The following is a 26,998-nucleotide window of genomic DNA, read 5'->3' on the forward strand; positions in this document are numbered from 1 at the left end:
TGCCCATTGGAAAACTAGGAATATTGTCTCTTCAATGTTCACTTATCCACAGGTGGCCCAGTTTACATCGGCGCGGGTGGACCAGCATTAATCGGTGTAAATGGCCCAGTTTGGAGTGGCATATTCAACAAAGGCGGCACTTTTAAATCGAAGTTCAGGGTCCGCATTTTTAGCTACTCGAATTGTGGGCTCAAGCATCAAATAAATAGATGACGATTTGCGGGTTATAGTCACATGTAACGCATCCACCCATAGCAAGTGGGTATTTGGAACATAGCCATTGGTTGTGTGCTTTACTGGTTTATTATAAGAAGTATAGGTAAGCGTATTTAGGGGTAATAATTCTGGGTGATTTAATTGTCGGGGATTTAAAACAATATAATAATCACTTCGCTTTCTCATCCAGCGCAGAGGACGCTTTCTAGTCAGTGCATTCAGAAGAGCTTCAGTGACCAGATTTTTAATAGATGAATCATCAAAAGAAAAATGTTTTTCTTCAATTGTATAGATGCTTTTGCGGTTCTTTGGGAAAACCCTATCAAACTCTCGGTCATCTCCAAACCCGACGATACCCTGCTGTTTTCGAATACATAGTAGATTAGCTTTTGCCTCTTTGACGGCTTCTAATATTTCTTTGGTATTACCACAATCGCATTCAATAAGCCGGGCGACGCTAGGATAATCTTTAATTTCAAGTGCGTTTAATCGTAGAATGGGTGTCTGTTTACCCTTATTAGCTACAGGCTGATGGACAAGTCGCCGATTGCTGGTTTCTAATAGTTTTTTAGCGTCCTCAGGCACGTTTGGCAAAAATTTGAGAATGGATGAAAAACATTCTTCAAACGATTCAATTTCGACCAGATACGCAGGTATTCCTTTTGTGGAGGCCTTTTCCAAAATCGATGCTACGTTAGCAGCTACGCTGTTTCCTCTTCTGACAAACCAGAATAAGCCAGCGGGAAAAGTCGATGTCATTTCCAAGCTTTCCTCAATAACTTTCATAATGGAATTATCCCTTCCACTATAGCCAATGAAAGCAAATCCATAATTTTCACAGGCATTCTTAAAGGCCAATCGAAGCTTTTCATCTTGCTGCCGTAGTTCTTCAACGGTATTTTTCATGAAAAGCGAATGAAAATCCCCATGCAACTTCAGTAGCGCTGGTGTTTTTTGATCCTGTATATAGTGAAGCCCTTGATAATTGTTGTCTATTGAGGCAATATGCAACTTGGCGGTACTTTCATAAACCATTGCCGCAGCATCTTCAATCAAGCGGTCAAAGTTTGTCGTCAGAACAAACCGCAACATCCCCATCTTCATGAGGACGGCCATTACTTTATAGCCGTAGGTGGGCTTTGCATTGGCTAGTTTTCGTTCTATGTACTCACTACGTAACGAAAGATCCGGATACGCCTTCTGAAAATAGTAAGAGTATAGTGTACCCCATTCTCTGTACCACTACTTAGCCAAACGAAATGGTTAGTTGACAGATTTGTGTTGTTTTTCTTTCCCTTCGATTAACACCGTTGCGGGTGTTCGGTAACCCAACGACTGATGAGGCCGTTGGTAATTGTAATACTGAAAATACTTGCTCAGGCCCGCTCGCAGCTCACTACCCGTTTGATAGTTTCGCAAATAAACATCCTCATATTTTAGCGTTCGCCAAAACCGTTCCACGAAGATATTGTCCAAAGCTCGACCTTTCCCGTCCCAACTAATTGCAATCTGGTGACCTTGTAAGACTGCTACAAAATCATCGCTGGTGAACTGACTGCCCTGATCGGTATTGAAGATTTCGGGCTTTCCCCATTGCTGTAAACTCTGTTGTAATGTAGCCACACACCAGTCCGCTTCAAGGGTGTTACTCATCTGCCACTGTAAGACGTATCGGCTATGCAAATCTAAGATGGCCATGACATAAAAAAAGCCTTTTGGCATAGGAATGTAGGTTATGTCAGTGGCCCAAACCTGATGAACACTCGTAATCACCAAGCCTCTAAGCAGATAGAAAAAACGCTGACGAGGTACACCGGGTTTGGATAGATTCGGTTTTGGGAACTGTGTTTCCAGGCCCATCAAGGCTCTTAAACGGCGAACGCGTTTGATGTTTATTTCCCACCCTTCTTGCTTTAACAGGACAACCAGTCGGCGATGACCCAAATCAGGATGTTCGACATACCATTCATCCAATCGGCGCATGATCCGCAAGGTTTGCTCATCAACTGGCACAGGTTGATAGGACAGACCAGTACGACTGACACTCAATAACCAACACTGTCGACGCAGACTCAATGCTGTATTAGAGCGCTCAATCATGTCTCGTCGCTGGCTTAAGGGTTGGTCACTAATTTTTTTTTCAGCCAGGTCAGCTCCATCTGTAACCGCCCGATCTGTTCGTAGAGCGGCCCTGTTTCATCGGCAATAGGCTTCTCGGCTCCCTTCTGTTGATCAAATAGTTGCGGAACAGCGGTCATAAATGCCTGTTTCCAAGTTTGCACCAACTGCGGATGCAGATCATGCTCACTAGCGATCTGATTGAGAGTTTTGTCTTGGCGGAGTACTTCTAAAACGACCTTCACCTTGAACTCAGAGGTGAACTGACGACGGCTTTTTGCTTTCATAGTTGACTAAGTTAGCAACCATTCCGACAAGCTTAAAGGCTGGTACAAAAAAGCGGGATCACTATAGAGTACTCTTCTAGGCTATATTCTGGAGGTGGACTGTTAGGATCATTAGTGGCCCGCTTACTGTCAAAGTAAGCTTGGATTTTACTTTTTACCCCCGGCGTTAAATTGCTAAACTGTGAAATTGGTGTGTTCTGCTCGGTGCAAAAGATACTCCGCTTAAAATCCCAAGTCATGTCATAAGCAGAGGGTAGCCCTGCCGCAACGGAAGCTCCTGCTCCAGTAAACCAAGCAATATTTTGTCCTCTTAAGCTAAAGATCCGAATGAATTCAGCAATCTGTAAAGTACTAAAGGCCATGTCAAATATGGTGAGTCAGTCTGTAAATGTCCTTATTTTTTATAAGTCTTCTCAAAAATACAACAAAGGCTTTCTTATAATATTGATCGAAACGGATTAAACAAGATTTCTACAGAAGTGGCCAAACGTGAATCAAAATCAGGAGGATAGAGGAGATTTTCACCCATTTTTCGAACATGATAAAAATTTGAAGTGTATATTAGCTAAGCTCTATATCAAAATGTTATATTTCATTTATCGACATTTATATCTTCAAATTTAATTACATGATTCTCTACTTTTGCAACCAAAAATCGAGTAATTGAGGTTTGACTATAATTTACAAAATTGCCAATTCATGGAAAGTAATAACTTCACTTTTTTTCAGCTATAGCAAAAGCAATCGAATAGCTTGCACAATGAGAAATTGATAAATGCCATGCATCAACTCCCATATTGTCTGATATTTGCTTTGCTTGTCCCATAAGTTGAACGATCGGATTGCCATCCTCTGATTTAAGAATTTGAATTTGGCGCAAAGAAATACCATCCTGCATTCCTGTACCAAGGCATTTTAATATAGCTTCTTTCGCTGCAAATCTCCCTGCAATAAAATTCAAAGTTTTATGAGAATCATATAACATCATCTCTTCATCAGATAAAATTCGATTTATAGTATGAGGTTTCGAGTCCCATTCTAAGGATTCTGATATTTTGTGATCTACAATATCGCAACCGATCCCAATAATCATTTAGCTTAAAGACTCATAGTTAATTTCCTTTTTTATAGCATTAAATTCAACCTTACCTCCATTATTGGCGATTAAAAATCGAAAAACTTCATATGCTTTCAAAATAGCGTTCTCCCACTGTTTTTTAGTTCTAACTTTGACCTCAAAGTTTTCAGTCATTTCCTTTATTATTCGAAGTGTAGTCTTTGAAACCTGTGAAACATCCTTGAAATAATTTTTTCGCTTTGCCTCATTAAAAATAATCATAGACAGAGCCTCTTCTGTAATTGCGGCTCTAGCTCCATCTTCTACTTCATCTACCAAATTATTACTTTTTCTCTTGCATTTTACTAATACCCTTGTACATGGAGACCATCCAAGTAAAGTAGCAAATGAATAGTGGAAGACATCATGATAACGATAAAAATCGTTTTTATAAGAATTGTCATTAATTACATCTCCCACTTGCTTATTATTAAGCACTACCCTTACTTCCTGTTTTTCTCCTGTTTTAATTTCTTCAAAGGATACAGTAAAATATTTTGGAATTTGCTCGGATTCTGAATACGCAGAATCAAAAAAATGTGCAGCTTTCATCGGCGGTCATTTTTTATTTGAATAACATTTCTAATCTTTTGTAAGCTATCAATCTCAATTAGTAGTTTTTTCTTTTCTACTAATTTCAAGTTAATCATGGAATCAACGATGACTTCTTTTTGTTTAATTTCGATTCCTTTGTTAAGGCCGTAATTGAAAACAACCCAATCAAAAATAAATTTCACAAAAATTATAACCATTAGACCTAATGCTGTCTTAGCAAGATAGTCTATTGCTTTTTGTTCTTTCTCAATTAACTCTATTTTGCCTTTTTGGATGTCATCAATATTATTAATTTTAGTATCAAGAATTTTATACCCGTCATCTATCTTTTTAAGCAAAAAACTAGGAGATGCCAAATCACCCTGACTCAATGCCTCCACCGGCTCTACCGGAATACTGAATTGTTTTTCATGTGTTCCGGAGTAATCTTGCTTTTCATTTAACTCTGCAAACCATATTGGAAAGCACTTTTGCCCTCTCTTCAAAACAATTGTAGAAGGACCAGCATTATAGACAGAAAATAGAAGATTTCCTTCAAAACCAGGATCAACATGAAATCCAGACACATTTACTAGGCCTTTAAACTTTATGCCTGCCTTTATTGATATAAAGGCAATTTTAGTTTCAGGGATTTTTACTTTCTCCTCCGTGAGAAGTAATGCAAACTGACCTGGTGCAATATAAATTTCTTGACCAATACTCAAAGACTTTATTGAGCGAGGTTTAGTATCTGTTTGAAACACTTGGCCGCCAAGGGATAGTTCGTAAGCCCCGTTCTTTATATTATTCTCGTCAAACGGGAATATCACATCCGATGCTTGTAAAAGTTGAAAAAGACTCTTCGTTCCTATGAATGACATACTTTTTTAATATTTACATTCAGTCATTTGCTAAGTTCCAATATCTTGTCATTGATGCCCCATTTTGGGGGAAACCAAATACTAAGTGGAACTGAGTTTATTTTGAATTTTTGTTTTATTTTTACTCTATCACTACTTCCCTTTACATTGGGATGCTTCACTCGCGCATACTTATCTACTTCACAAAAAATATTTTGACAATCGATTAGTTGTAGGCGCCGTCCCCAAAGGTTATTGAAGACTAAGCCTAAACGCTCAAATTCTTGTTCCTGCCTGTCGGTCATCAACTTTATTACCTCTGCATTATTTAGGCCAGCTGTATCTTGGAAACATTTACTTATTCCTCCAATCGCTCCAGGCCCTGGGACAACAAAATCAGATTCGGAAAAATTTAAAATAGAAGAGTAATTAATGTCTATCAATAGCTGATATGCTAAGAAGTCACCAAGACTTGGAAAACTTTTAATTATCTCAAATGCTTGCTGCATTTTATTTGTAGACATTAATTGCTCATGTGTATTAGCACTAATAATATGCTCAATTAATTTTAGATGGTTTGAATGCTTTCTTAAGTATCCAAAATAAGATTTACCTGACGGCATAATATAAGCAGCCGAGTAAATTCTTTTCCCACTATTAATAGTCTCTGATAATATATTATTGTATCGTTTAAAATCATATTCCTCATAGGTAATATTGCCGAGTGCTGAATTTAATAGCTCCCAAGTTTCAATTTTATTGAACAATTTAAATAATAATATTCGGAACAAAACCTCTTTTGGAGAATTTGGAAGGTCATCTCTATAAATAACATTTCTTATTAAATACTGGCTCACTCTGTCTGCCGCACGGTATACATTAGTGAACCGATATTGATTAATTATCATATCTGAAGACCAAGGGTATGATTCACCATTCAATCGATTAAAAAACGCCTCTTGTCTAAGAGCAGCAAATTTCCAATAACTATCATATACCTCTGTTGTTTTGGCTGGTGCAATAGAAACACAAATGGTTAATCCTGATTTCATATTAATTGAGTCTCTTCTTCCAAAGAGAATAACTTTCCTATGCTTCGGACTGTAAGTAAAAACAAAGCAACTTTATTCATATATACTCAATTGGTTAAACTCCATTCTTAATTTTTTTGCTTTTTCTTTCGATATATCTAAATGTTCTACACCGACGAAACAATTTAATCTTTCAAAATTTAAATTAAGCTCCCTTGCGACAAATTTCCCTAAATTTATTAACCCCAACCAATTGCCATATGCTCGTTCATAAAGATACTGCATTGCGTAAAAGCTATTAATAATTAGACCTCTACTAGGAGTTTCATTAAATGTTACGTGTTGTAAGCAAGGAAAACGTTGATATGGACTGTCAGAATGGTCCCTTGTTGCATCAAAAATAGAAGCTTGTAGTTTGGAACGTCTCACACTTTGCTCTTCCTGTAAAGAATTAATAATCATTTCGAGCTGGTTTATTTTACCGTTAAAAGCAATTAATCGTTCGAAGTAAGTGCCTTTAGCATTTTTTGGATCGATCTTTTTTAATCGAGGTAAAATGCTAAGATATCCTTCGTATAAAGCGTGCCTATCATATGAGTAAAGCTGATAAAGTGACTCTGGAAAAATTGTTTCTGCCACAGTATTAATTGATGATTTCTCATTGATACGGAGGCTTTGCTCAAGCATATTCCGTACTTCAATTGACTCTTCAAATTTTGTAAGAGTCACTACCAAAGGGGTAATGTCAGCGCCAGAGTTTTGGAGTATGTGATCTACAGCTCTGCACCAAACAATTGACAAATTTGTACCTTCAAGTAACAAAGGGGTCGTATACATATTTATTCGGTGTCTTCTTCTATATGTCGATATTCTGCTAGGCCAACATAGCCTAGCTTTTGTATACGGATGAAAAAACATATAGAATTATCATGAGAAAATGCACGAACGATACCAGGTTTTTCTGCTATAAAAACACTCCTAGTATTATTAGCCAGTTTAAACTCTTGCAAATGGTTCCCTTCAACTTTAAAACCAGAAGGAAGAATAATATAATTTGTAACTTCTAAATCGACGATACTTAATCCCCAATTAGTATCAATAATTTTAAAATGTGATTTTAAAATTATTCGAGTTTCTAAAAGGCTTTCTAATATTTTAGCTGGTTGGGACTTAAGCAATGATACAGACTTCTGCTCATTAATCAAGCCATGTGCTTTACAATGCACTATTAGTGTCTGGTAGCCTACTCCAAAAATCGAGGAAATTGTATAATATTCCACGGGTGAAGATTTTTGTATCGACCAATTTCTTTTTGCAAATTCAGATTGTATACCGGCTATGGGGAGTAACATTGCCCCGGCAAATAAGTCCACCAATTGTTCTTCACTATCTTTATAAGTGGAGTTAGCTTGCTGCTCCGATAACGTATCAATTTTTAAACCATGATCAAAAACGTGATGCCCAAGTTCGTGTGCGCAAGTAAAGCATCGCCTTGAGAAAGGCCGCTGATTGGACAAAATGATTGTTGGATATGCTCCATTCTTTTGTTTGACATAGAGGCCTTCCATGTTAATGTCAACAAATCTTACTGTAAGTCCCAAATTGACACACGCATCAAAAATATTAATAGGCTGAAAAATATTCAGTCCCAATCGAGTTCGTATTTCGTCAGCCTTTAAAATTGCCTTTGTATTCAAATTCATTACTTTGGAAGTATTTTAATCACTTCTAATAATTTTTGTACGTCATCTTGACTCATTTTGCTTAATTCTCTTGCTGCGAATTTAATCTGCTCACTCATATATTCATCGCTTTCTTCCTCTTTTAGCAGAAGCCAAGAGGTAGCTACTTTATATAAGTTTGCAAATTGAATTATTTCTTCGGCACTCACCTTTCGTTTACCTGCTTCTATTTCGGAAACTGCTGGACGTTGAAGACCTAGTTTATATGCTGCCTGTGCTTGTGATAGTCCTGATAATGCTCTCGCTTCTCTAAGCCGTGCAGCAATTTTTTCCCGATCGGGCAATGTGTTACTGATTTCCATCTTTCGCTTTCTCAATTAATTTTTGTGCTGCTTCTTTTATGCTTAATTGCTTGTGAGAATCTTTATCATGAAAAATATAGCAGTCATCGGGAATAGTTATTCCCAAATTATTACTTACTCTTCCCATTATAGTTATAAGTATTTGACTACTAATTCCGATATCACCAGGGCAACAACTTGTGTCTATGTCTATATCCAGTCTTGAAATATTTTTGTTGACCTCGTCAACAATCTTGACTAGTTCTAACTCGACTACGCTAGGATCAAGGCTTTTCATGGTTGTGTAAGATTTTCATACAAAATACGTAAGAAAATCTTACAGTTCCAATAGAAAAGCATTTTTCATCTATTTGCAGAAAACGTTTCTTGCACATTATCTTTCTAAAGCTACTGATAATCAAATAAATAGTATTTCATGCCGCGAAAGTTTTTTATTTTCTGATATCTCGAGCTTAGCTGTTAAGCCTGTAAAGAGCATTATGCAAATTAAGGAGAGTTGACTGTCCAGCAAAACCCGATCACCCCACTCGTCTTTTAAATATGTGTGGGTTTTAATCGCTAAAAGTTAACTTACTGCGTAATTTTGCTCCTGTCTCTAATATGATGAATAAATCATTGAACAGGATTGCATCTCTTTGCTTTAAAAATCAACAGGTATTGTATTTTTCTGATTGGCGGCTGATTGGTATTCCCATTTATTCCTTCAGCGAAGGATACTGAATGCGAGTTTACCCATTATGTGGATTTTTGTTCAATGACCTTTTCCTGGATATATCGGGAAAACCACTGAAAATCCCGCTCGATAGTCATCTTATTATTGTAGATGTCACGGAATTCCACTTTCAATGCAATGGAGCTTAACTGCTGTCTAATCTGCTGAGCCTCTTTCTCTGCGTCCTGATCTTCCACTCTAGTTTCAAATACGGTCAAATGGGAATGGGGTAAAATGACTTTTCGCACAGACTCACTAATGCCGACCTGCGTATAAGTCCGCGTACTGAGTTCCAGGCAATTTTCAATCGTCGTGTACTGGTTACCATCTTTCCGAAAAATGAGTCGATCAATAATCATCGGCCCCATGCCATTATTCGTTATGCGAATGTAAAGATGGCCTTGTCGATCTTCCAAATCGATTTGCCCCAGTGGTTGGAGTGATTTTTCGTTGTGCGTTCGTTGGAGGTATAATTGATAGAGGGTCGCAAACAAGGCGAGCCACGAAATCAGCACCGCAATATCTCCTGTCATTTCCCCTCCTCTGCGTTCAATCGACTACTAGCTGAACCAGCTAAATGAATCCGTTTTATTTCGTTTGATTTTTCCTGACCAGATCGGCGAGAAAAACCGCAAAATTAGTAATATCCTGTTCCGCACTGGCCTTTTCCAAGGCTTGCATATAGCGGCTCCGATCACTCAGGGGAATAATCGTCCAGGGATAACCACCCGAAGCCAGCATCGCATTCATCAAAAAACGACCAATCCGTCCATTTCCGTCCATGTACGGATGAATATAGACAAAGATAAAATGGCCCAGCACCACCCGGACAGCCGGTTCCGGTTCGGCTTGGAGTAATTCAAAAAACACCGGCATCGTATCCCGCACCGCATCCCGGTTTAGTGGTACGTGTTTGGAACCCCGGATATACACCTGCCCGTTGCGGTAACCCGCCAGATCGCTGGCTTTCAATAAACCAATGCTCACACTGGGAGCAAATAATTCCCGATACCAGGTGCGGTGGTCATTTTCGACCGCTTCCCCCGCGTTTTGACCTTGCAAAATGGCCTGAATCGTTTGTTTGACCGCCTGGTGCGCTTGCCAATACCCACGGGCAGCTAAGGCATTCTTTTGATCCTGATCGGATTCCACCTGATCGGGATTCCATCTCCCCTGACGAACGCGCTCGATCAAAGCTGGGGTGACCTGATAGCCTTCAATCGAAAGCGAATTATAGGCATCGGAGACAAAGGCATCATCCACCTGTTTTAGGTATGCATCCAGGTCTTGCGGTAGCCCTGGAGCCACTGGAAAATGTTCTACTATGTTTTCACGCATGCTTTGCCACATCAGCCGTATCCGGTTCACGTACGGCGAGGTTTCCCGAAACGATAAAATATGCGGCAGCTTTGCGGTAAAGGGATCTTCTTCCCGTACCTCATACCCAGCCAACCGCATCGTCTGGATCAACTCATCCGCCATGCGGTCATTACCCAGATTGCGAAAGGCTCCGGCCAGTCGTCCCGCCACCACAGTATGGCCTCCCCGCAGCAAAATTGCCAACAGATCGGACGCATCCCGCACCAGGGACAGGACATTGCGGGCATCCATCGCCGAGCGGGTAAAATAAACCGGCGAACAGAAGACCAGCGCAGCCGCCAGGGAATACATCCGTAGCCCCTCTTTGACTTCGATTTCATCATCAGCGGGCAGCGGGACCCGGATATCGAACAGGGTGGTATTAAACAGGAGTTTGGTTTCGTTGTTGTTGGCTCTGGGGGACCGGACCAACAGTTGCCCAGGCACCACCCAATTCCCACTGTGCAGAGCTAACGATTGCTCGGGAGAAAGCACCCATTGGTCCCCGAAGCGTTCCTGAAGGTAGGATGCGCAAAATTGCCAGAAGGAGGCATACCAACCCGTCGTATCGCCCGGTCGTTCATCGGGTCGGGACGCAATGTACCACCCCTTTAAAACCTCTTTCAAAAAACCATTTTTAATTAGACGTTCCCGGTGAGTTCGAGTCAAATCCGTGGATCGAATGGCAACGATCTTTTCGGTTTGTTGCAAGGTATGTAAGGCTTCAAGCGACTGAGCCAGGTTTTCCGCCGGAGTTGCCATAATGGACCATTATTCGTTTTTCATGCTGCACCAAAATTAGTTTTTTATGTTGTACCAAAATTAGTTTTTCGTGTCAAGTTCATAAATGATGCCTGCTCGAACATCAAAATGCCCCCTATCGTGCCATTGTAGCTTTGAAACGGCCTCTATTGCTGCCCCTCTTCGATTGCGTACCTTGCAAACCACTGAAAGTCGCGCTCGATAGTGGTTTTATTGTTGTAGATGTCGCGGAACACGACCTTCAAACGAATGGAACTAAGCTGCTGGCGGACCAGATGCAGGTCTTCTTCACCCTTTTCAAAACGGGTTTCAAAAATGACCAAACGGCTGTTGGGCAAAATCACTTTCCGCACAGATTCATTCACTGCGATAGCGGTATAGGATTGGCGAACCAGATTCAAACAGGCATCAATCGTCGTATACGGTTTGCCATCTTTTAAAAAAAGGAGCTGGTCTACGATCATCGGCCCCAGGCCATTATTCGTGACATGGATGTAGAGATGGCCCTGTCGATCCTCCAGATCGATTTGTCCCAGCGGTTGGAGCGATTTTTCGTTATGCGTTCGTTGGAGGTATAATTGATAAAGCGTGGCCGCTAAGGCGAGCCACGAAATCAGCACCGCAATATTCCCGATCATGGTCAGCCTTTCCTGTCTTCGTCAGAAAAGAGCATAGCGGTCAGGAGTTAACGGATTTTAAATCCCGCAGGACTTTCAACCGTTCCTGGGCTTGAAGGTCATACAGCAACGGAATAATCCGGTGATACAGGCTACATTGGGGGTCTTTCCCATTAACCCGGTAAACCGGACAGCCACTGGTACAAACAGCATTGTACCGGCAAGTTTTGCAGTCATTCGACCGGTTATCTTCTTCATGACTGCCTTGCTCGATCATCGCCACCAGGTCTAATTCAGGGTTAAAGATCGACTGGGAGGATTGACGTTCATCGCCAAAGTGGACATGACAATAATTGAAGGTTCCATCGACGTAGATGGCTCCCCCGGAAAACCCGGAGGCACAGGTCTGAAACCCTAATTCCTGGGGCTTGAGATCACAAAATTGGTGACGATGAGAGAATTGCCATCCGGCCTGAATGGCTTCCCGCATGATCGCATAGGATTCCAGGAGACTGTTTTCCAAAAGCTCTGCGTCAAGCGCTTCACCCTTCACAATCGAATAGCGAAACGGCACATCCAGCTCAATCAAATAGCGGGTTAATGCGGGCAGTCCCTTCACGTTCTGATTAGTAACGACCGTGTTGACGGTTACCGGAATTTGGTGAGTCAGTAACATTATCAAATTGCGGTCGATGCGTTGGAACGTTCCTGCTCCCTGTTTGAACGGTCTACTGGCATTCTGATAGGCCTCCAGGCCGTCGAGCGAAATGCCAAAGCCAATGGCCTGCTCCTGGCAAAAAGTGATGATTTCGTCGGTTAGAATCGTCAGATTGGTGATAAAGGACGCTTCAAAACGACAGTCTACTTCGTTTAATCGGTGCCGAATGAGGGGAATAAAGGCTTTCCAGGATTTAAACTGGGTTAAGGGTTCTCCTCCGGCCAATCGGAATTTGATCTGTTTGAGTTTTCGCTTGACCACCGTTTCTACCACCTTCTCCAGCAATTGCTGTTTGGTGGCATCCGGCATGCCTTCGGTTGTGTTCAAGGTCGAGATGTAGCAATAGCTACAGGCCAGATTACAGCGATTGGTGGTATGAATCCAGAAATTGAGCGATTGAAGGGAACTAGGCTTTTCCGGTTTTCGGAACGCGGTATCAAACCGAATGATGTCCGTTTGAGCGAGAAGTTTTAAAAATTCTTCTAAAACGGTCGGGGGAACGGCTAGTCGGTCGCTTAGCATAGATATCGTGGAATGCCCATCGATAGCTGTCAGGATATTCACTTGCGTCTGGGTCAAAAGACGAAGCGAATGCGGATACAAGCAATTAACGACGTAGGAGTATTCCGGCTCAATGGGTCGGAGCAGCAGATACGGCGATTTGATCGGAATCAACGGCGTCATCGTCTTCAGCAGAATAGTAAGAGGAACAATCGCAATTGGCGTTGATTGAGGAAACCTTCAACGCATCCTTTCCGAATGCCTGGTGAAGGAGGGCGCAATCATCGAATAGAATGTCGGGTTCATTTGCCGGGATCATAGCGGGTTGTGTTTTCATGGGTTTGATTTCTTTAAGTCGATTCAGGATGGTGTAGACGGTGCCGGGGTGCCATTGGCTATCCCCGCGAAACGTCGGAATACCTTGTTTGTTGAGTTCTTGGGCAATCGCTCTCACGGTGGTAATCCCCCGATTGTTTAGTTTCTTAAGCATGGGAGAAAGCTGGTGCGCAAACTCTTCGGCTGCTTTTTTATTTCGGGTAGCCAGCGTCTTGCCATGTTTTCCCAGGACAACCCCACGTTTTCGGGCGGCATCTAAGGCGTCTTTGGTGGTTTCGCTAATGCGCTGCCGTTGCTCTTCGGCGACAGCAGCCAAAATGTGGATCGTAAACCGATTGGCATGCGGGTTATCGGTCACCACGATTTCGACATCGGATTTCACCAGTCGGGCAATTTTTTCAACATCGCGGCCCAAACGGTCCAGTCGGGCTACCGTCAAAGTTGCTTTGTTCTGCCGGCATCGCTCCAAGGCCTCAAATAGGCCACTCTGCTGTTTCCGGGTTGATTTCACTTCTACAATCTCATCAATAAGCTCATAGCCATTAAGCTGACAATAACTTACTACCGTCAATTGCTGAGCTTCCAGCCCCAATCCACTTCGCCCTTGTCGATGAGTGGAAACGCGGTAGTAGGCAATGGCCTGTTTCATAGTGGGTTAACCATGATTTTGTTTAGGAGTAAACGATGGATTACTTTTGAACAGATTTTGCTTAAAATTCGGTTAGCCCTGCTAAAATAGCCCCTGTCATACAAGGGTTTATAGGTAAAGCGAGCTTAAAAAAGAGACTGTGGTGTATCGGGGTTAATGATCGTTTACTCCAATACAAATTTTTGGGTTAGAAATTAGCTCAAACCTCTTTATTTCAGTGTCATTCAACTATTTCTAATTCATCGTCTATGTCATATAGTGATCTCTTAGCCCAACAGGACAAAGAGCTTGAACGGCTGAATCAGGACTATTACGCAGATCAGGCAACTATCAAAAATCTGCAAAACGAGCATTACGATAAAACCCGATTTGACGGCCAGTTAGACAGGCTCAAAGATTTACACGAAAAGAAGGTCAAAGACGTTCAGACTCGCTTTGCTCAAGAACAAAGAAATTATTTAGGAGAACCAACTCCACCTGCCCCCTTACCCGATATGTCCCAGAGTCAGGATAAGGCGGCTGACATGATAAAGGCTTATCGACAGCAACAGGCAGAACCCAATAAAAGTGGTCAGCAAGATACAGGTGGCCAACAAGTTAAACCTCCACAAGTTGCAAAAGGGCAACCTGTCGATGAGGCTGAAGTCAAAAAGCTAGCGCAGCAGGCTCGCGAAAAACGTGAACAAAAGACCCAGCAACGTCGGCGTGGTTTCCGACGATAAAATGCCCCGGCTACCAACCGGGGCATTGAACTGGAGGCTATTTTACTCCGCTTTCAAGATAGCCTCCGCTAATTGCAAGGCGGCTGACTCTTCGGTGATAGCCCAGGCCATCCGTGCGGCTTGCGCATAGACACTAATTGGGTGGGTGGCCGTAAAACATCGGTCACGTTCCACCGGCAATCGCAAATAGCCACCTAAAGTGGTCAATTCGAATAGGTTGATATAACCCAATTCCGGGGCGTCCAAACCAAGATCGCATAAACCAAAAGCCGTATCGGGGGCGTATGGATCGATTTCAGTAATTAACCAAGTCGCATTGGCATCCGGTGTAAAAAGCTTGACAACCGGAAAATGATCTTTGCCACGTAGGATGGGATCGCCATTTTTCAAGAGTTGTCGGTATTGGGATTGGGTAAACAGTTTCATTTTGTTCTCCGTAAAGGTTAGGGTTACGGCGAGGACACAACCGGACGGTATCAACGAATGAACCAGCAAAAATTTTGGTTGGGCGGGGAATGCGATCAGCAGGCGAAAATTATTGTTGGTGGAACGAGTGACGTCCGGTAAATCACCGGTAAAACCCTGATCTTACCGTTGGAGAATTGATGATCTTGTTGCCAATCCCTATTGGATGGCTTTAAATCCATTGGGCCAGCATGTGTTCTTCTTAGGCGGAACGTGATTGCAGCTCAAAGCAAATAAAATTAAAAGCCTGTTTTATCGTTTCCTCTTAATCGTCTGCTTTTGCCGTTCACGGATTGCTTTCATTTCGGCAACAAGTTTTTCATGTTCATACTGATTTTTGCCTTGTGCCATAGCCCTACTGTAATCGGTCGGCACATTGCCGCTTTGGGCTTTTAAAAGCGTATCCAGCAATTCCGGCTCATGCTTTGCCAATTGGTAGCCATGATTATAACCCTTCACGAACTCTTTGGATGGTTCCTCTTCTTCGGTCATGGCTAGAAAGTGTTTTTAGAATTTCGGTTCAGATATTCGTTGATGGAATCCGTATCATACAGAATGATTTTCTTCTCGGGCTGAGAGAAACGAATGCTGCCCTCGTCACGGAGTTTTTGTAAAGTCGTTTTGCTTTGGATACGCAGCTTCTGCATAGCTTCGCTACCCGAAATCCATTTATCTTCCCTAATCGCTTGCTGTTGCTGAACCCGTTCAAGAACCTTGTCAATCAGAGCGTAAAAGGCTTCATCGTGTAGACAGATAACCTCCATTGTGCTTTTTTCGCCAAAATAAAAATCATATGGGTAAAAGCAACACGAGCCGACGGATTACTGACGTTTATTTCGATACGCTTATTGAGTAGATGAATTCAAGATCAGATTTTAGAAATAGTCCTTTCTGCATTTGGCCCATATCAACGGCTTATGCTTCCAAAATTCTTTCATTATAATTATCCAGAATATTGACCGGCAACCCTTTCAGATAAATTTCAGTGGTTTTTAAACTTGAGTGACCAAGCATCGTACTGATAGCGGTCAGCGGAATATCGTGTAGCATAGCCTGGGTTGCAAATGAATGCCTGCTCACATAACTCGTCAGGTTTGAGCCGATCCCACACAGAGACGCTAACATTTTTAACTTCTTGTTGTACCGCTTCCTGGCCCATTGAATATCCTTTTCACGAAGAGCAGGAGATTCGCGTTTCAAGATCGGGAATACAAACTTGGATTCTGGGTTTTGGTACATGTAATGCACCAATATACTTTCAAGCTGCGGTGTAATCTTTATATCGTACAGTTTTCCCGTTTTTCTCCGGCGATACCTGATGCGCCCATTCTCCACAGAGCTTTTTTCCAGGTAAGCCATATCGGCAAAGTTCATTCCGTACATCATGTAACTGGCAACAAAATAGTTACGCGTATTAAAGCACAGATGGTTGGTTGGAATGTCCAATTGAATAATCTTTTTAAGTAGCTCTCCATCCAAAGCCCGTTTTTCCGTGGGAGCCGTCTTAATTTTATAGTCGTCAAAAGGATACAGTTCTTTATCGGCTACCCCAGACTTAATGGCCTTGTTGTAGATGGCCCTGATTGTCCTCATATAGACAGCCAAGCCATTAGTACCGTTCCCTTTGCTTTTATGATTGGTCTCGAATTTGGCAAGGAAATCGTAAGTAACTTCCTTGAACAATAAATCTTTGCCCTTACGGTATTCTTTCAAGACGCTGATCAAGCCTTTATACGATCTGGCTGTACCAACTCGATGAGCTTTAATGAGTTCATCCACACATTGACTGGCAAATTGCAAAAAAGAGTCTTTTGCTTCTTTCTGCGTGATCCGGTCTTTCAAAGATATGATTGATAAGGTCTGAAGAATATCCAATTCATGGAGTTTTAGAATAATGTCCATGGCATCGGTCTTCACCTTTTCAATCTGATTATTCAGTCTGGTTACCGAGCTTACACCCGTGTATGTTTTTTTAACAACACGTTTTTTCTCATCCCAATCCTTTTCTGCGATACTTATCCCAATGGGAATAGACGTTGTTTGCGCATTATGGCCCAGTCGCATAATGACCGGATAGGTGCCGTCCTTTTTGGCACGGCGCGTATCTAAGGAAATCACCACGTTCGTATTCATGATTTAAAGATACGAAAAATTTGCACAAGATTTGCACAAGAAATCTGTATTTATACGGTTTTTCTAGAAATGCCATATGCCATAATTTACTTATAATCAGTGTATTAAAAACCATATTGAACCATATTGATACAATAATCTGCTGACTGTTAATCAGAGGGTCGCTGGTTCGAGCCCAGCTTCGGGAGCACTTACTAAAACCAAGTCAGTTAACCGCCCCATAAAAGGGCGGTTTTCTTGTTTCTAGGCTACAATTTCGCGCTTTCCCCCTTTCGTTCACCGATTTAATTTTTGGGTACAACCTCCATAATAATGGGTACAACCATGGCTTGGCCCGTTTGGCTAATCGGAGCGCTGAAGCTATGGTATGAAAAAGTGCGGCAGTGCGGTTTCAAGGCCTTTAATACCGTGGCCCGATCCATTCAAAATAACCGTACGGTAATCCATAAAGCAGTATAAAGAAAAAGGCTAATTCGTTGATTTGGAGCGGTTTTGCTCTGCAACGAATTAGCCTTTTTGTGACTTGTGAGCCTCCTACGGGACTCGAACCTGCGACCTACGCATTACGAATGCGTCGCTCTACCAACTGAGCTAAGGAGGCAAAAACGACTTTTTACCGTTTTTGTGGGTGCAAATATAGCGGGTTCTTCACAAACCATGCAAGCAAACGCGGCAAAAATGCGTAAATTTGCCGTTATGATTTCTCTTACAAACCTGTCTTATTATCTCGGAAGCCGGGCGCTCTATGAAAATGCGTCGATGCACATCAAGCCCGGTCAGAAAATTGGTCTCATTGGCCTCAACGGAACCGGAAAATCGACCCTGCTGCGGTTGATCATGGGTGAATACCAACTCGACGGCGGAAGTATCTCCAAAGCGGGCGACGTCACCATCGGTTTTTTGAACCAGGATTTGCTTTCCTACCAGACCGACGACTCGATTCTGTCGGTGGCCATGCAGGCTTTCGAACGCCAGAACCACCTGCAAAAACGGATCGACGGCTTGCTGCACGAGATGGAAGTCAACTACCGCGACGAACTGATCGACAAACTGGCGCGGGCGCAGGACGAATTTGCAGCCCTGGATGGCTACACGATCCAGTCGAAAGCCGAAGAAATTCTGGAAGGGCTGGGCTTTTCGACCGGCGATCTGGACAAACCGCTGCGGCTGTTTTCCGGGGGCTGGCGGATGCGCGTGATGCTGGCAAAACTGCTGCTGCAAAAACCGTCGCTGCTCATGCTTGATGAACCGACCAACCACTTGGACTTACCGTCTATTGTGTGGGTTGAAAAATACATTCTGAACTACGAAGGCGCGGTGATTGTGGTTTCCCACGACCGGGAATTCCTTGATAATGTGGTGGATAGCATTGTGGAAGTGTCGGGCGCGAAGCTGAATTTCTACGCGGGAAATTATTCGTTCTACATTGAAGAAAAGGCGCTGCGCAACGAAATTCAACAGGGAGCCTACGAAAACCAGCAGGCCAAAATCCGGCAAACGGAGCGGTTTATCGAGCGGTTTAAGGCGAAAGCTACCAAAGCCAAGCAGGCCCAGAGCCGGGTGAAAATGCTCGAAAAAATGGATCGGGTCGATGCGGTGATCGATGAAAATGCCCGCGTTAACTTCCGGTTTAACTTTTCGACACAACCCGGTCGGCACATTCTGCACCTCGATGAGGTAACGAAAAATTACGGCGAGAAAAAAATCCTGACCCACACCACTGCCCGACTCGAACGGGGTGATCACGTGGCGCTGATCGGCGCCAACGGTCGTGGTAAATCGACCCTGCTGCGGATTATTGCGGGAACCGAACCCACCACAAAGGGCGAACGGCGGCTGGGTCATAATGTCTCCTTCAGTTTCTACGCCCAGCACCAGTTGGAGTCGCTGAACGTGGAAGATAACATGCTGGAAGAGCTGAAATCGGCCAATCCGACCAAATCTGAATCGGAATTGCGGACGGTTTTGGGCTGTTTCCTGTTTTCGGGCGACGATGTTTTCAAGAAGATCAAGGTGCTGTCCGGGGGCGAAAAATCGCGGGTGGCGCTGGCCAAAGTGCTGCTGTCGCAGGCCAACTTCCTGCTATTGGATGAACCGACCAACCACTTGGACATGCAGTCGGTGAATATTCTGATTCAGGCCCTGGATCAGTACGAAGGTACGTTTGTGGTGGTTTCCCACGACCGGTATTTCGTTTCGCAGATTGCCAACAAAATCTGGTATATCGAAGACGAGCAGATCAAGGAATACCCCGGCACCTACGACGAATACGAATGGTGGATGGAAGAACGGAAGTCGAATCCGGTCGAGACGCCTGCCAGTTCTGCGCAACCGGCCGCGAACGCGAATGGCAAACTGGCCGAGGCTAGCAAACCGGCTGATAAAAATGGTCAAAACCGCTCCAACGGTTCTGCCAATGGCAAGAGCATCGCCAATGACGAAGAGCGCAAGGAATGGCAGCGGGCGTTGAAAAAAGCCACGCAGCAGGCCGAGGATTTTGAGCAGCAGATTGCCCGGCTGGAAAAACAGAAGAAGCAACTGGAAACCGAAATGGCCGAGCCGAAAGTGGTGGCCGACGGAAAGCTTTTTCAGTCTAAAACCGCTGACTACAAACGCGTTGGTACGCAACTCGATTCGTTTCAGGAGCAGTGGGAGAACGTGATGCTGGAAGCGGAAAAATTGGAAAAGAAGCTGGGGTAATTCCCCCGGTCATCCGCCAAATCTGACATACAGGTAGATTACACCGGCCGAAAAAACCGCCCAGGTCATCAGGCCGGCAAGGGTGATCAGAGCGGTTTTGATGATCGATTTGGGACGGCCGGGCGGTAGAAACTGGTAATACGCAAGAGTTAAATACACCAGTTGAGAAGCCAGTTGGGTGATGCTAAACCAGTTGCCTTCCGGAAATACCTGCCGGATGGGCGTAAGAACGAGTGTCGAAAACAACGAATAAAAACCGGAAAAGAACACCTGAGCAACCAGGTGTTCAGCATAGTTGATGCCCGTACGGAAAAAAAAGAGCCAGTACGCCAGGGTAATGACCGGAATGGCCAGAAATACGATCAGATTACTGCGCTTTTCGAGAAATGCCTGAACCGTCTGCTGGCGTTCGGCCAGTTTTAAGGCGAACTGCTTCTGCTGTTCGGATTTGTATGGTCTGGTAGCCGCTACCTGAACCGGATTGTTGGTTCGGGTATACGGATGAAAGATGGAGTTGGCAAACAACGTAAGCCCCAATACCAGCACCAGAAACGTGAAGGGATTGAAATATTTCTTTCGTTTCCCTTCCAGAATGTATTCACGGGCCACCATTCCGGGCCGGGTCGCCAAGCCTTTCAGCAAATGAAGCACACCCTTGTCGGCGTGCGTCAGGGCGTGGAAGATTTCGTGAAAAATATGCGGCAGGTTGAACCGGTGGATCGAGGTGGTTTGCCCACATTTCGGGCAGTAGTTGAACGAATCTTCCAGGTTCGCCGAACAGTTCGGACATTCTTTTACCGCATTCAGGCTCATTGCGTTAGGGTGGGGATGAAGCGATTTGCAAAATAGCGGTTTCTCCCCGAAGCCGCAACTCAGGAAAGGCCTGAATTGGAGGTTGTGGTGACCGATTCCGGAACCGGGATGAGTTGCCGAACCGATTGCCGGATGTTCTTGCAGATCGTTTCGGCGGGCAAATCGTTCGCGTCTGTACCGAACGGGTCTTCAATTTCTTCGGCAATGACCTCCAGACTGGCCAGAACGTAGAAGATGAACACGACAAACGGGACAACGAAGTAATGCAGGCTGAAAACGTAGCCCAGCGGGAGCGTGATGCAATAAATGAAGATGAATTTTTTTAGAAACGAGCTGTAGGAAAACGGAATCGGTGTTTTGTTGATCCGTTCGCAGGAGCCGCAGATGTCCATCAGACTTTGTAATTCGCCATTCAAAAACAGCAGATGTTCCGGTAAAAAGACGCCCTTTCGCTGAAGTTCATAGACTTTGCGGGTAAGAGCCGCCGAAATTTGGGAAGGAACGTGCTCGTGCCGGTTCAGTGCAGATAAGGGGAAAAGCGAACATTCCGTAAATTCTTTTTCGACAAAATGCGCCCTCAGGTGGTTTTTCATCGCGTAGGCAAAGTTGGGGATCATCACGCGAAAAAAGTCCCGCTCATCGGTGGCCGCCTGATCCAATAGGGGTTCCAGTTTCAGGGCCAGGTTGCGGCTGTTGTTGGTGAGCGCCCCCCACATCCGGCGCCCTTCCCACCAGCGGTCATAGGCGGTGTTGGTCCTGAAAACCAGCAACATCGAAATCACAAAGCCCAACAAGGAGTGCATGACCGAAATGTGCCTCAAATCCGAATTGTCTTTCATATTAAAGACGTAGAGGAGAATGAAGGCCACCAAAAAAGAATAGAGGGTCATCAGGCCTAAAAACGGCATCAGCTTGCGGACGGTGTCAGCTTTTGGGAAATTAATCAGAAACCGGACCCACTCTTTCGTATCGTAATTGACCATTTTTGCCTGAGTTACATCTTGCTGAGGTCAAAAATACATCCTGAAATGTTTTTTATACTGCCTTTCCCTAAAATTTCGTTCCTACATATACCGATTTATCTATTCTAAATGCCTCCATTCTTCCGACTTTTCCTGCTGCTGAGCGGCATGGTGCTGGTTCAGGCTTCCGCCCAAAAACTGCCGACGGAGGATCGGATTGCCGATCCTGCCATTAAAACCGTGTTGCTGTATCCGGTGCTCGGCAACGACCCGACCGACCCGGCGCAGACGCTCAACCCACCCATCATCGATCAGTCCGTCGAGACGCAGCTCATGCTGGAATTTGACGATCTGACGGCTACATTCCGCCCGTTTCGCGCTAAATTCGTGCATTGCAACGCCGACTGGCAACGGTCGATTCTGAATGATATTGAGTTTACGTACGAATACAACGACTATCCCATTCAGGATTATCAGATTTCGCAGAACACCAAAATACCGTATTACCACTACCGGTTTCCGGTGCCGAAGGTCAAATTGCCGGGGAATTACGTGTTGGTGGTCTATAACGAGCGGAACCCCAACCAGATTTATTTCAGCCGCCGGTTCAGTACCTATCTGAACCGCGTGGGCGTGTCGGCCACGGCGCAGTTTGCCAATGATCCGCAATTTCGTTTCACCGACCAGCAGATCAATTTCGAAATCAGTTACCGGGGCTATCCGCTCATTTCGCCCCAGGACGACCTGAAAATTGTCATCCGTCAGAATTTTCGCGACGACCGCGTGATCACGGGCCTGCGGCCCACCAACGTCCGGGCGTTTGATAACCTGCTGGAATACCGGCTTTTCGATCTAAAAAACACGTTTCCCGGCGGGAACGAATACCGGTATTTCGACACCCGGACGGTTTTGTCGCGCGGCAATTACATCGAACGGATCGAGCGCCGGGAAGACCGCAACACGGTTTTTGTGAACGCCGACGGCATTCGAAGCGTGGGCGCGTATGTGCAAACCGACGATTTTAACGGACAATACGTGATCGATCACCTCGAAACCCGCATCGGAGCCACGCAGGCCGACTACATCACGACGGTTTTTACGCTGCGCATGGATGAGGTGCCCAATGCCGAGTTGTTCGTGAACAGTGCATTTAATTTCTGGCAATTAAATGATCTCAACCGGATGAGCTACGTGCCGGATTTGCGCGCCTACCGGGCCGAAATTCAACTGAAACAGGGTATTTATAACTATAATTATTCCGTGAAGGGCATTCCCCCGCCGGTGTCGCGCTCCGGAATGAACCTCACGGGCAACGAAACCCTGATCGAGGGGAATTATTCGGATACGGAAAACGATTACGAAATTCTGGTCTACCACCGTCCCCCGGCGTCGCGGGCCGATCAGTTGGTGGGTTACCGACGGATTGGCTACAACAAGCGGAAGTAAGTTATTTCAGCAGCAGATCAAGTAATTGGTCTTTCATTTCGCCCACTTGCCGTACATACGGCCCGTCGGTCAGCGTCCCCATATTCGTCCCCATGAAGACGTACAGTTGTTTCTCCGGGAAATAATACAGGGCGCACCCGGCACCCAGACCCGCCCCACCGTGTCCGTAGGCAAGCTGCCCGGAATAATAGACATGGTATAAGCCCATGCCGTAACTCGGTTCGCCGTTTTTGTCGTTCACCCACGTCATCATCGTCATCATGCTTTTGTCTGACAACAGTTTTCCTTCCAAGAGGCCGCGCAGAAATTTGACGAAATCGAGCGGAGAAGCCACCAGTCCATCGTCGCCCATCAGGGAGTTGACGTTGACTTGCTGCATCTGCGAAACGTTTTCCAGCTTGCCGTCGCCAAACCGGTCGAAGTAACTGTTAACCAGATTGGTTTGCTGCTGAAAATTATGGTAAAAAGTCTGCTGAAGGTTTAGCGGATTCAAAACGCTGTCCTGAATCAGCCGGGCGTGGTCGCCGTGTACCTGGTTGGCAATGAGGGCCAGCAGCAGGTAATTGGTATCGGAATACTGGAAATAGCTACCGGGTTTGAAAAGCAAAGGTGCGTTTTTGATATACGACAAATACTCCGCGCCCGTGAACGACCGCAGCGGGTTTTGCAGAAAAACCGTCACGTAATCGGTGTCGAGCGAATAGTTGGGAATACCGGACGTGTGGTTGAGCAGCATCCGAACCGTAATCGTTTCGGCATCGGTAACGTTGTCGCTGAGATGGGCAGGAAGGTAGGTCGTGATGGGTTTGTCCAGCTCAATCTTACCGGCTTCAACCAGTTTTAGCATGCCAACAGCCATGTAACTTTTGGCAACACTCTGGCTGTAGTGCAAATGGCAGATTTGCATGGCGGTTTTATCTTCCAGCCGCGCATAGCCGGACGCCCCGGCCCAATAGCCTTCTTTTGGTGAATAAACCGCCACCGCAACACCCGGTAGGCCTTTCGCAGTGAAACCGTCCAGCAGCGTTTGAATTGGTTGCGCTTTGGAATAATTCGCGTTGATTGACGTGGTTTCCGTGCAGGAAACCGTAGGCGTGGCAAAATCGTTTGGCTCACAGGCCAGCAGACCGGCCAGCAGGGCGACGATAAAAAAGAATTTCATGGCGTGGTGAAGTGGGAATTAGTGGAAAAAATGAATGCGGGAGCCAATCTGAATCAACTGGTTGGGCAGCAGAGGGACGTCCGGGTTGTAGCCTTGCAGAATGAAAAACTGGTAGCTCACGAAGGGTTCCAGCAGCCGCCTGGCTTTGCTGCCCTGATAACCGATTGAAAGCCCAACCGGCACCATCAGCAAGCCTTTGCCGGATTGGCTGGCCGACTGCCATTCGCCGTTTTTAAACACGAGTGTGGTGTTCGGGTGAAAGGCGAAATGGTAGCCTAATCCGGCTTTGATTTCGGTGTAAACCGGCCCGAAATGCGGTCGATAAGCCGTCTGGGTGAAAATCGATAAGCCGTTTCCGCCGTTTTGGTTCCGGTAAAAACCAAGTTGAACTTGCTGGAGCAGATTCGCCCGGCGGTTGTAGGCGACCTCCGTACTCAGGCTGAATCCGACATTTGAAAAGGTGCTTTTCAAATCTTTGAAAGGCATCGAAATGGAATGGAATTGTAAGCTGACGATCAGTGGCCAGTCGCGCTTGACGGACTCCGGCGACGGTATTGGTTGCGCAGAAACCGGCCTCAAACCCGTCAGGGCATAGATAAGAATGTTGAATAAAAATGATTTTTTCATGGCGTGTTCGTATTTGCGTGGGCAAAGTACCGCCAGAAAAAGTGTCTGATTACGGCGTATAAGCCGGTTTTTCGGTGAAGTGTAGTAAAAAGATCCGTGAAGTGCAGTAGGATTTAGTCAGGAGAAAACCATTTTTTGAAAGCCGGCGCCTTGGTGCGGCTTACCTGAATGCTTTCCGGAAAACCGGGTGTACCTTTCAGTCGTACGTTAAGCTTGCCGTTTTCCAGTCGGTCGAAGGCGGTGAGGGTTTGGCGGTGCAGAATGTACTGGCGATTGAGTCGAAAAAACCACTCGCCCGGCAGTTCATCTTCCAGTTTGTCCAGCGACTGGTCGATCACATACCGCTTCTGTTGATCGGTTAGCAGCATCGTGTATTCGCCATCGACATAAAACCCGGTAATTTCATCGAAAGGAACGGCAATATTCTGTTTGCCCGAACGAACGATAAATCCTTCCTGACGAATGCGTAGTGCTTCATGTTTGGTGCGGTCGGCCTGTTGAAACTGCACGTAAAAATGGGCGCCGATGTAAATACCGTTGATGGCGAGAATCCAGATGAAGAAAATGAAAATGTCGTGGGTGTAGAAACGACGCGGAACCGGTTTGTCGGTCGCCAGAAAATTGATCGCTTCCGTCGAGAGGGCAATGACCAGCAGACTCACCACGGACGTAATCACGCATTGCAGGATGATTCGCCGGACGAAATTTCGTTCGTAGGGAAACCGGTGGTCCAGCCGCCGAATAATCGCCCGGAGCATCCACCAGGCCGCATACCCCTGAACCGTGTCGATCAGGAACGTAACCGGTAGCCGCCAGCCCGACGGAATGTGGGTATACGTCAGGTAATAATTGAGGACGTTGATAATCGGAATCAAAACCAGAAACAGCGGAATGTCGCGGAACTGGTGGGGTTGGGCAGGTTTGACGGAGACTTCTGCCATAGATATAGACGGGTATAAACCAAAAAATAGCGGGCCGGAAGCCCGCTATCGTCGTTCGTTAGGCACTGTGCAGAAATTCCATCACATCACCGTCGGCCACGACGTATTCTTTGCCTTCGACCGAGAGTTTACCGGCATCCCGGACGGCGGCCTGTGATTTGTACTGAACAAAATCCGGAATCTTGATGACCTGCGCGCGGATGAAGTGTTTCTCAAAATCGGAGTGAATCACACCAGCCGCCTGCGGGGCTTTCCAGCCGCGCTGAATCGTCCAGGCGCGAACTTCCTTGACACCCGCCGTAAAATACGTAATGAGATTGAGCAACCGGTACGACGCTTTGATGAGCAGGTCCAGACCGGATTCCTGCAAACCGTATTCTTCCAGAAACATCTGGCGTTCGTCTGGTTCTTCGATTTCGGCAATCTGGGCCTCGATGGCGGCACATACGATGACCACTTCTGCGCCCTCGGCTTTCGCCATTTCTTTCAGTTGATCGGAATACTGGTTGCCGCCCGGCAGCGATTTTTCGTCGACGTTTGCGACATAGATCACCGGTTTGACGGTCAGCAGTTGGAGTTCGCCCACGGCGGCAAACCGTTCTTCGGGCGTCACATCCACGGCGCGGGCGTTCTGTCCGGCTTCCAGGGCTTTTTTGTAGCGGATCAGGATTTCCAGTTCGGCTTTGGCTTTGGCGTCGCTACCGGCGCGAACGGCTTTTTCGGTGCGCTGCAGTTTCCGGTCGATCGACTCCAGATCTTTCAGTTGAAGCTCGATGTCAATGATTTCCTTATCGAAAATCGGGTTGACGCGCCCTTCGACGTGTACGATGTTATCGTCTTCGAAACACCGGATGACGTGTACGATGGCGTCGACTTCCCGGATGTTGGCCAGAAACTTATTGCCCAGCCCCTGCCCCTGGCTCGCGCCTTTGACCAGCCCGGCGATGTCGACAAATTCGATGATGGTTGGCACCACTTTCTGGGGCTTCACCAGGCTTTCCAGCGTGTCCAGCCGTTCGTCAGGCACCGTTACGACGCCGACGTTGGGATCTATGGTACAGAACGGATAATTGGCTGCTTCGGCCTTTCCGCTCGAAATGGCATTAAACAAGGTGGACTTCCCAACATTAGGCAGCCCGACAATACCGCATTGAAGACTCATGAAA

30 protein-coding genes and 1 tRNA gene are annotated in these 26,998 nt (G+C 45.3%); 3 read left to right on the forward strand and 28 right to left on the reverse strand.

Features of this window, described 5'->3' with window-relative positions; all coding sequences use genetic code 11:
* Window positions 1-87: 87 nt before the first annotated feature.
* The 17 genes from DUE52_RS20615 to DUE52_RS20690 form a co-directional block, all read right to left on the reverse strand.
* Window positions 88-1,332 carry an SIR2 family NAD-dependent protein deacylase gene (locus DUE52_RS20615; protein ID WP_114407947.1) on the reverse strand — a complete coding sequence of 415 codons (1,245 nt, stop codon included), beginning with the start codon at window positions 1,330-1,332 and terminating at the stop codon, window positions 88-90.
* Between the two features lie 147 nt (window positions 1,333-1,479).
* Window positions 1,480-2,316, reverse strand: coding sequence for an IS3 family transposase (locus tag DUE52_RS20620; RefSeq protein WP_114407948.1), 837 nt, complete (start codon window positions 2,314-2,316; stop codon window positions 1,480-1,482).
* 14 nt (window positions 2,317-2,330) lie between these two features.
* Window positions 2,331-2,621 carry a transposase gene (locus DUE52_RS20625; RefSeq protein WP_114407949.1) on the reverse strand — a complete coding sequence of 97 codons (291 nt, stop codon included), beginning with the start codon at window positions 2,619-2,621 and terminating at the stop codon, window positions 2,331-2,333.
* 32 nt (window positions 2,622-2,653) lie between these two features.
* Window positions 2,654-2,983 carry a hypothetical protein gene (locus DUE52_RS32140; RefSeq protein WP_133299888.1) on the reverse strand — a complete coding sequence of 110 codons (330 nt, stop codon included), beginning with the start codon at window positions 2,981-2,983 and terminating at the stop codon, window positions 2,654-2,656.
* A gap of 353 nt (window positions 2,984-3,336) precedes the next feature.
* A complete protein-coding gene (gene acpS, locus DUE52_RS20630; protein ID WP_114407950.1) occupies window positions 3,337-3,714 on the reverse strand; it encodes a holo-ACP synthase in 378 nt (125 codons plus the stop codon).
* Window positions 3,715-4,290: a MazG C-terminal domain-containing protein gene (locus DUE52_RS20635; RefSeq protein ID WP_114407951.1), complete on the reverse strand. Its 576-nt coding sequence runs from the start codon at window positions 4,288-4,290 to the stop codon at window positions 3,715-3,717.
* Window positions 4,287-5,153, reverse strand: coding sequence for a dCTP deaminase domain-containing protein (locus DUE52_RS20640; protein WP_114407952.1), 867 nt, complete (start codon window positions 5,151-5,153; stop codon window positions 4,287-4,289). Before DUE52_RS20640 ends, DUE52_RS20635 begins: the two co-directional genes overlap by 4 nt.
* 23 nt (window positions 5,154-5,176) lie before the next feature.
* Complete coding sequence (locus DUE52_RS20645; protein WP_165840978.1) at window positions 5,177-6,184, reverse strand: nucleotide kinase domain-containing protein; 1,008 nt, start codon at window positions 6,182-6,184, stop codon at window positions 5,177-5,179.
* A 72-nt stretch (window positions 6,185-6,256) separates the two neighbouring features.
* Window positions 6,257-7,000 carry a thymidylate synthase family protein gene (locus tag DUE52_RS20650; RefSeq protein ID WP_114407953.1) on the reverse strand — a complete coding sequence of 248 codons (744 nt, stop codon included), beginning with the start codon at window positions 6,998-7,000 and terminating at the stop codon, window positions 6,257-6,259.
* Window positions 7,001-7,002: 2 nt separating this feature from the next.
* Entirely contained in the window at window positions 7,003-7,866 is an 864-nt protein-coding gene (locus DUE52_RS20655) for an ImmA/IrrE family metallo-endopeptidase (RefSeq protein ID WP_114407954.1), read from the reverse strand.
* Window positions 7,866-8,207, reverse strand: a complete 342-nt coding sequence (locus DUE52_RS20660) for a helix-turn-helix domain-containing protein (protein ID WP_114407955.1) — start codon at window positions 8,205-8,207, stop codon at window positions 7,866-7,868. Before DUE52_RS20660 ends, DUE52_RS20655 begins: the two co-directional genes overlap by 1 nt.
* Complete coding sequence (locus DUE52_RS20665) at window positions 8,194-8,484, reverse strand: hypothetical protein (protein WP_114407956.1); 291 nt, start codon at window positions 8,482-8,484, stop codon at window positions 8,194-8,196. Before DUE52_RS20665 ends, DUE52_RS20660 begins: the two co-directional genes overlap by 14 nt.
* 458 nt (window positions 8,485-8,942) lie before the next feature.
* Complete coding sequence (locus DUE52_RS20670) at window positions 8,943-9,452, reverse strand: hypothetical protein (RefSeq protein WP_229312243.1); 510 nt, start codon at window positions 9,450-9,452, stop codon at window positions 8,943-8,945.
* Window positions 9,453-9,507: 55 nt separating this feature from the next.
* Window positions 9,508-11,040, reverse strand: a complete 1,533-nt coding sequence (locus DUE52_RS20675) for a Fic family protein (RefSeq protein WP_114407957.1) — start codon at window positions 11,038-11,040, stop codon at window positions 9,508-9,510.
* A gap of 146 nt (window positions 11,041-11,186) precedes the next feature.
* Window positions 11,187-11,678 (reverse strand): hypothetical protein, encoded by a 492-nt coding sequence (locus tag DUE52_RS20680; protein ID WP_229312244.1) that lies wholly within the window; start codon window positions 11,676-11,678, stop codon window positions 11,187-11,189.
* 40 nt (window positions 11,679-11,718) lie between these two features.
* Window positions 11,719-13,059, reverse strand: coding sequence for a radical SAM protein (locus tag DUE52_RS20685; protein WP_114407958.1), 1,341 nt, complete (start codon window positions 13,057-13,059; stop codon window positions 11,719-11,721).
* Entirely contained in the window at window positions 13,007-13,861 is an 855-nt protein-coding gene (locus DUE52_RS20690) for a recombinase family protein (RefSeq protein WP_114407959.1), read from the reverse strand. Before DUE52_RS20690 ends, DUE52_RS20685 begins: the two co-directional genes overlap by 53 nt.
* 248 nt (window positions 13,862-14,109) lie before the next feature.
* Between DUE52_RS20690 and DUE52_RS20695 the strand changes: the two genes are divergently transcribed.
* Complete coding sequence (locus tag DUE52_RS20695; protein ID WP_114407960.1) at window positions 14,110-14,583, forward strand: hypothetical protein; 474 nt, start codon at window positions 14,110-14,112, stop codon at window positions 14,581-14,583.
* Between the two features lie 42 nt (window positions 14,584-14,625).
* On the opposite strand, the gene DUE52_RS20700 is transcribed toward DUE52_RS20695, so the two are convergent.
* The 5 genes from DUE52_RS20700 to DUE52_RS20725 form a co-directional block, all read right to left on the reverse strand.
* Window positions 14,626-15,009 (reverse strand): DUF2958 domain-containing protein, encoded by a 384-nt coding sequence (locus DUE52_RS20700; protein WP_114407961.1) that lies wholly within the window; start codon window positions 15,007-15,009, stop codon window positions 14,626-14,628.
* A 291-nt stretch (window positions 15,010-15,300) separates the two neighbouring features.
* Window positions 15,301-15,540 carry a hypothetical protein gene (locus DUE52_RS20705; protein WP_114407962.1) on the reverse strand — a complete coding sequence of 80 codons (240 nt, stop codon included), beginning with the start codon at window positions 15,538-15,540 and terminating at the stop codon, window positions 15,301-15,303.
* Window positions 15,541-15,542: 2 nt separating this feature from the next.
* On the reverse strand, window positions 15,543-15,812 hold the full coding sequence (locus DUE52_RS20710; RefSeq protein ID WP_114407963.1) for a helix-turn-helix domain-containing protein: 270 nt from the start codon (window positions 15,810-15,812) through the stop codon (window positions 15,543-15,545).
* A gap of 151 nt (window positions 15,813-15,963) precedes the next feature.
* Window positions 15,964-17,181 carry a site-specific integrase gene (locus DUE52_RS20715; RefSeq protein WP_114407964.1) on the reverse strand — a complete coding sequence of 406 codons (1,218 nt, stop codon included), beginning with the start codon at window positions 17,179-17,181 and terminating at the stop codon, window positions 15,964-15,966.
* A gap of 528 nt (window positions 17,182-17,709) precedes the next feature.
* Window positions 17,710-17,782 (reverse strand) — tRNA-Thr (locus tag DUE52_RS20725).
* 95 nt (window positions 17,783-17,877) lie between these two features.
* On the opposite strand from DUE52_RS20725, the gene DUE52_RS20730 reads away from it, so the two are divergent.
* Window positions 17,878-19,881, forward strand: a complete 2,004-nt coding sequence (locus DUE52_RS20730; RefSeq protein WP_165840979.1) for an ABC-F family ATP-binding cassette domain-containing protein — start codon at window positions 17,878-17,880, stop codon at window positions 19,879-19,881.
* A gap of 9 nt (window positions 19,882-19,890) precedes the next feature.
* Here DUE52_RS20730 and DUE52_RS20735 read toward each other — a convergent pair whose 3' ends face one another.
* Both DUE52_RS20735 and DUE52_RS20740 read right to left on the reverse strand, forming a co-directional pair.
* Entirely contained in the window at window positions 19,891-20,694 is an 804-nt protein-coding gene (locus tag DUE52_RS20735; protein WP_114407966.1) for a DUF3667 domain-containing protein, read from the reverse strand.
* 59 nt (window positions 20,695-20,753) lie between these two features.
* Window positions 20,754-21,677 carry a bestrophin family protein gene (locus DUE52_RS20740; protein WP_114407967.1) on the reverse strand — a complete coding sequence of 308 codons (924 nt, stop codon included), beginning with the start codon at window positions 21,675-21,677 and terminating at the stop codon, window positions 20,754-20,756.
* 108 nt (window positions 21,678-21,785) lie between these two features.
* Here DUE52_RS20740 and DUE52_RS20745 point away from each other — a divergent pair, with 108 nt between their 5' ends.
* A complete protein-coding gene (locus tag DUE52_RS20745; protein ID WP_114407968.1) occupies window positions 21,786-23,102 on the forward strand; it encodes a type IX secretion system plug protein in 1,317 nt (438 codons plus the stop codon).
* 1 nt (window position 23,103) lies between these two features.
* Here DUE52_RS20745 and DUE52_RS20750 read toward each other — a convergent pair whose 3' ends face one another.
* The 4 genes from DUE52_RS20750 to ychF all read right to left on the reverse strand — a co-directional run bounded on the left by DUE52_RS20750 (window position 23,104) and on the right by ychF (window position 26,994).
* The gene (locus tag DUE52_RS20750; RefSeq protein WP_114407969.1) at window positions 23,104-24,264 is read right to left on the reverse strand and encodes a serine hydrolase domain-containing protein; all 1,161 of its coding nucleotides are present in this window, start codon (window positions 24,262-24,264) and stop codon (window positions 23,104-23,106) included.
* Window positions 24,265-24,282: 18 nt separating this feature from the next.
* Complete coding sequence (locus DUE52_RS20755; protein ID WP_114407970.1) at window positions 24,283-24,891, reverse strand: hypothetical protein; 609 nt, start codon at window positions 24,889-24,891, stop codon at window positions 24,283-24,285.
* Window positions 24,892-25,004: 113 nt separating this feature from the next.
* Window positions 25,005-25,832, reverse strand: a complete 828-nt coding sequence (locus DUE52_RS20760; RefSeq protein WP_114407971.1) for a LytR/AlgR family response regulator transcription factor — start codon at window positions 25,830-25,832, stop codon at window positions 25,005-25,007.
* Window positions 25,833-25,890: 58 nt separating this feature from the next.
* Window positions 25,891-26,994, reverse strand: coding sequence for a redox-regulated ATPase YchF (ychF, locus tag DUE52_RS20765; protein ID WP_114407972.1), 1,104 nt, complete (start codon window positions 26,992-26,994; stop codon window positions 25,891-25,893).
* Window positions 26,995-26,998 lie beyond the last annotated feature (4 nt).

Source organism: Larkinella punicea, assembly GCF_003334855.1.
GTDB classification, from domain to species: Bacteria; Bacteroidota; Bacteroidia; order Cytophagales; family Spirosomataceae; genus Larkinella; species Larkinella punicea.

Excerpts from the sequence above, each read along its gene's own strand:
- DUE52_RS20690 (WP_114407959.1), bottom strand. The coding sequence starts at position 13,861 with ATGAAACAGGCCATTGCCTACTACCGCGTTTCCACTCATCGACAAGGG.
- DUE52_RS20650 (WP_114407953.1), bottom strand. The coding sequence starts at position 7,000 with ATGTATACGACCCCTTTGTTACTTGAAGGTACAAATTTGTCAATTGTT.
- DUE52_RS20755 (WP_114407970.1), bottom strand. The coding sequence starts at position 24,891 with ATGAAAAAATCATTTTTATTCAACATTCTTATCTATGCCCTGACGGGT.
- DUE52_RS20710 (WP_114407963.1), bottom strand. The coding sequence starts at position 15,812 with ATGGAGGTTATCTGTCTACACGATGAAGCCTTTTACGCTCTGATTGAC.
- DUE52_RS20615 (WP_114407947.1), bottom strand. The coding sequence starts at position 1,332 with ATGGCCGTCCTCATGAAGATGGGGATGTTGCGGTTTGTTCTGACGACA.
- DUE52_RS20680 (WP_229312244.1), bottom strand. The coding sequence starts at position 11,678 with ATGATCGGGAATATTGCGGTGCTGATTTCGTGGCTCGCCTTAGCGGCC.
- DUE52_RS20750 (WP_114407969.1), bottom strand. The coding sequence starts at position 24,264 with ATGAAATTCTTTTTTATCGTCGCCCTGCTGGCCGGTCTGCTGGCCTGT.
- DUE52_RS20640 (WP_114407952.1), bottom strand. The coding sequence starts at position 5,153 with ATGTCATTCATAGGAACGAAGAGTCTTTTTCAACTTTTACAAGCATCG.
- DUE52_RS20655 (WP_114407954.1), bottom strand. The coding sequence starts at position 7,866 with ATGAATTTGAATACAAAGGCAATTTTAAAGGCTGACGAAATACGAACT.
- DUE52_RS20665 (WP_114407956.1), bottom strand. The coding sequence starts at position 8,484 with ATGAAAAGCCTTGATCCTAGCGTAGTCGAGTTAGAACTAGTCAAGATT.
- DUE52_RS20660 (WP_114407955.1), bottom strand. The coding sequence starts at position 8,207 with ATGGAAATCAGTAACACATTGCCCGATCGGGAAAAAATTGCTGCACGG.
- DUE52_RS20645 (WP_165840978.1), bottom strand. The coding sequence starts at position 6,184 with ATGAAATCAGGATTAACCATTTGTGTTTCTATTGCACCAGCCAAAACA.
- DUE52_RS20695 (WP_114407960.1), top strand. The coding sequence starts at position 14,110 with ATGTCATATAGTGATCTCTTAGCCCAACAGGACAAAGAGCTTGAACGG.
- DUE52_RS20670 (WP_229312243.1), bottom strand. The coding sequence starts at position 9,452 with ATGACAGGAGATATTGCGGTGCTGATTTCGTGGCTCGCCTTGTTTGCG.
- DUE52_RS20625 (WP_114407949.1), bottom strand. The coding sequence starts at position 2,621 with ATGAAAGCAAAAAGCCGTCGTCAGTTCACCTCTGAGTTCAAGGTGAAG.
- DUE52_RS20685 (WP_114407958.1), bottom strand. The coding sequence starts at position 13,059 with ATGACGCCGTTGATTCCGATCAAATCGCCGTATCTGCTGCTCCGACCC.
- DUE52_RS20730 (WP_165840979.1), top strand. The coding sequence starts at position 17,878 with ATGATTTCTCTTACAAACCTGTCTTATTATCTCGGAAGCCGGGCGCTC.
- DUE52_RS20635 (WP_114407951.1), bottom strand. The coding sequence starts at position 4,290 with ATGAAAGCTGCACATTTTTTTGATTCTGCGTATTCAGAATCCGAGCAA.
- DUE52_RS20745 (WP_114407968.1), top strand. The coding sequence starts at position 21,786 with ATGCCTCCATTCTTCCGACTTTTCCTGCTGCTGAGCGGCATGGTGCTG.
- acpS (WP_114407950.1), bottom strand. The coding sequence starts at position 3,714 with ATGATTATTGGGATCGGTTGCGATATTGTAGATCACAAAATATCAGAA.
- ychF (WP_114407972.1), bottom strand. The coding sequence starts at position 26,994 with ATGAGTCTTCAATGCGGTATTGTCGGGCTGCCTAATGTTGGGAAGTCC.
- DUE52_RS20740 (WP_114407967.1), bottom strand. The coding sequence starts at position 21,677 with ATGGTCAATTACGATACGAAAGAGTGGGTCCGGTTTCTGATTAATTTC.
- DUE52_RS20705 (WP_114407962.1), bottom strand. The coding sequence starts at position 15,540 with ATGACCGAAGAAGAGGAACCATCCAAAGAGTTCGTGAAGGGTTATAAT.
- DUE52_RS20700 (WP_114407961.1), bottom strand. The coding sequence starts at position 15,009 with ATGAAACTGTTTACCCAATCCCAATACCGACAACTCTTGAAAAATGGC.
- DUE52_RS20675 (WP_114407957.1), bottom strand. The coding sequence starts at position 11,040 with ATGGCAACTCCGGCGGAAAACCTGGCTCAGTCGCTTGAAGCCTTACAT.
- DUE52_RS32140 (WP_133299888.1), bottom strand. The coding sequence starts at position 2,983 with ATGGCCTTTAGTACTTTACAGATTGCTGAATTCATTCGGATCTTTAGC.
- DUE52_RS20715 (WP_114407964.1), bottom strand. The coding sequence starts at position 17,181 with ATGAATACGAACGTGGTGATTTCCTTAGATACGCGCCGTGCCAAAAAG.
- DUE52_RS20760 (WP_114407971.1), bottom strand. The coding sequence starts at position 25,832 with ATGGCAGAAGTCTCCGTCAAACCTGCCCAACCCCACCAGTTCCGCGAC.
- DUE52_RS20735 (WP_114407966.1), bottom strand. The coding sequence starts at position 20,694 with ATGAGCCTGAATGCGGTAAAAGAATGTCCGAACTGTTCGGCGAACCTG.
- DUE52_RS20620 (WP_114407948.1), bottom strand. The coding sequence starts at position 2,316 with ATGATTGAGCGCTCTAATACAGCATTGAGTCTGCGTCGACAGTGTTGG.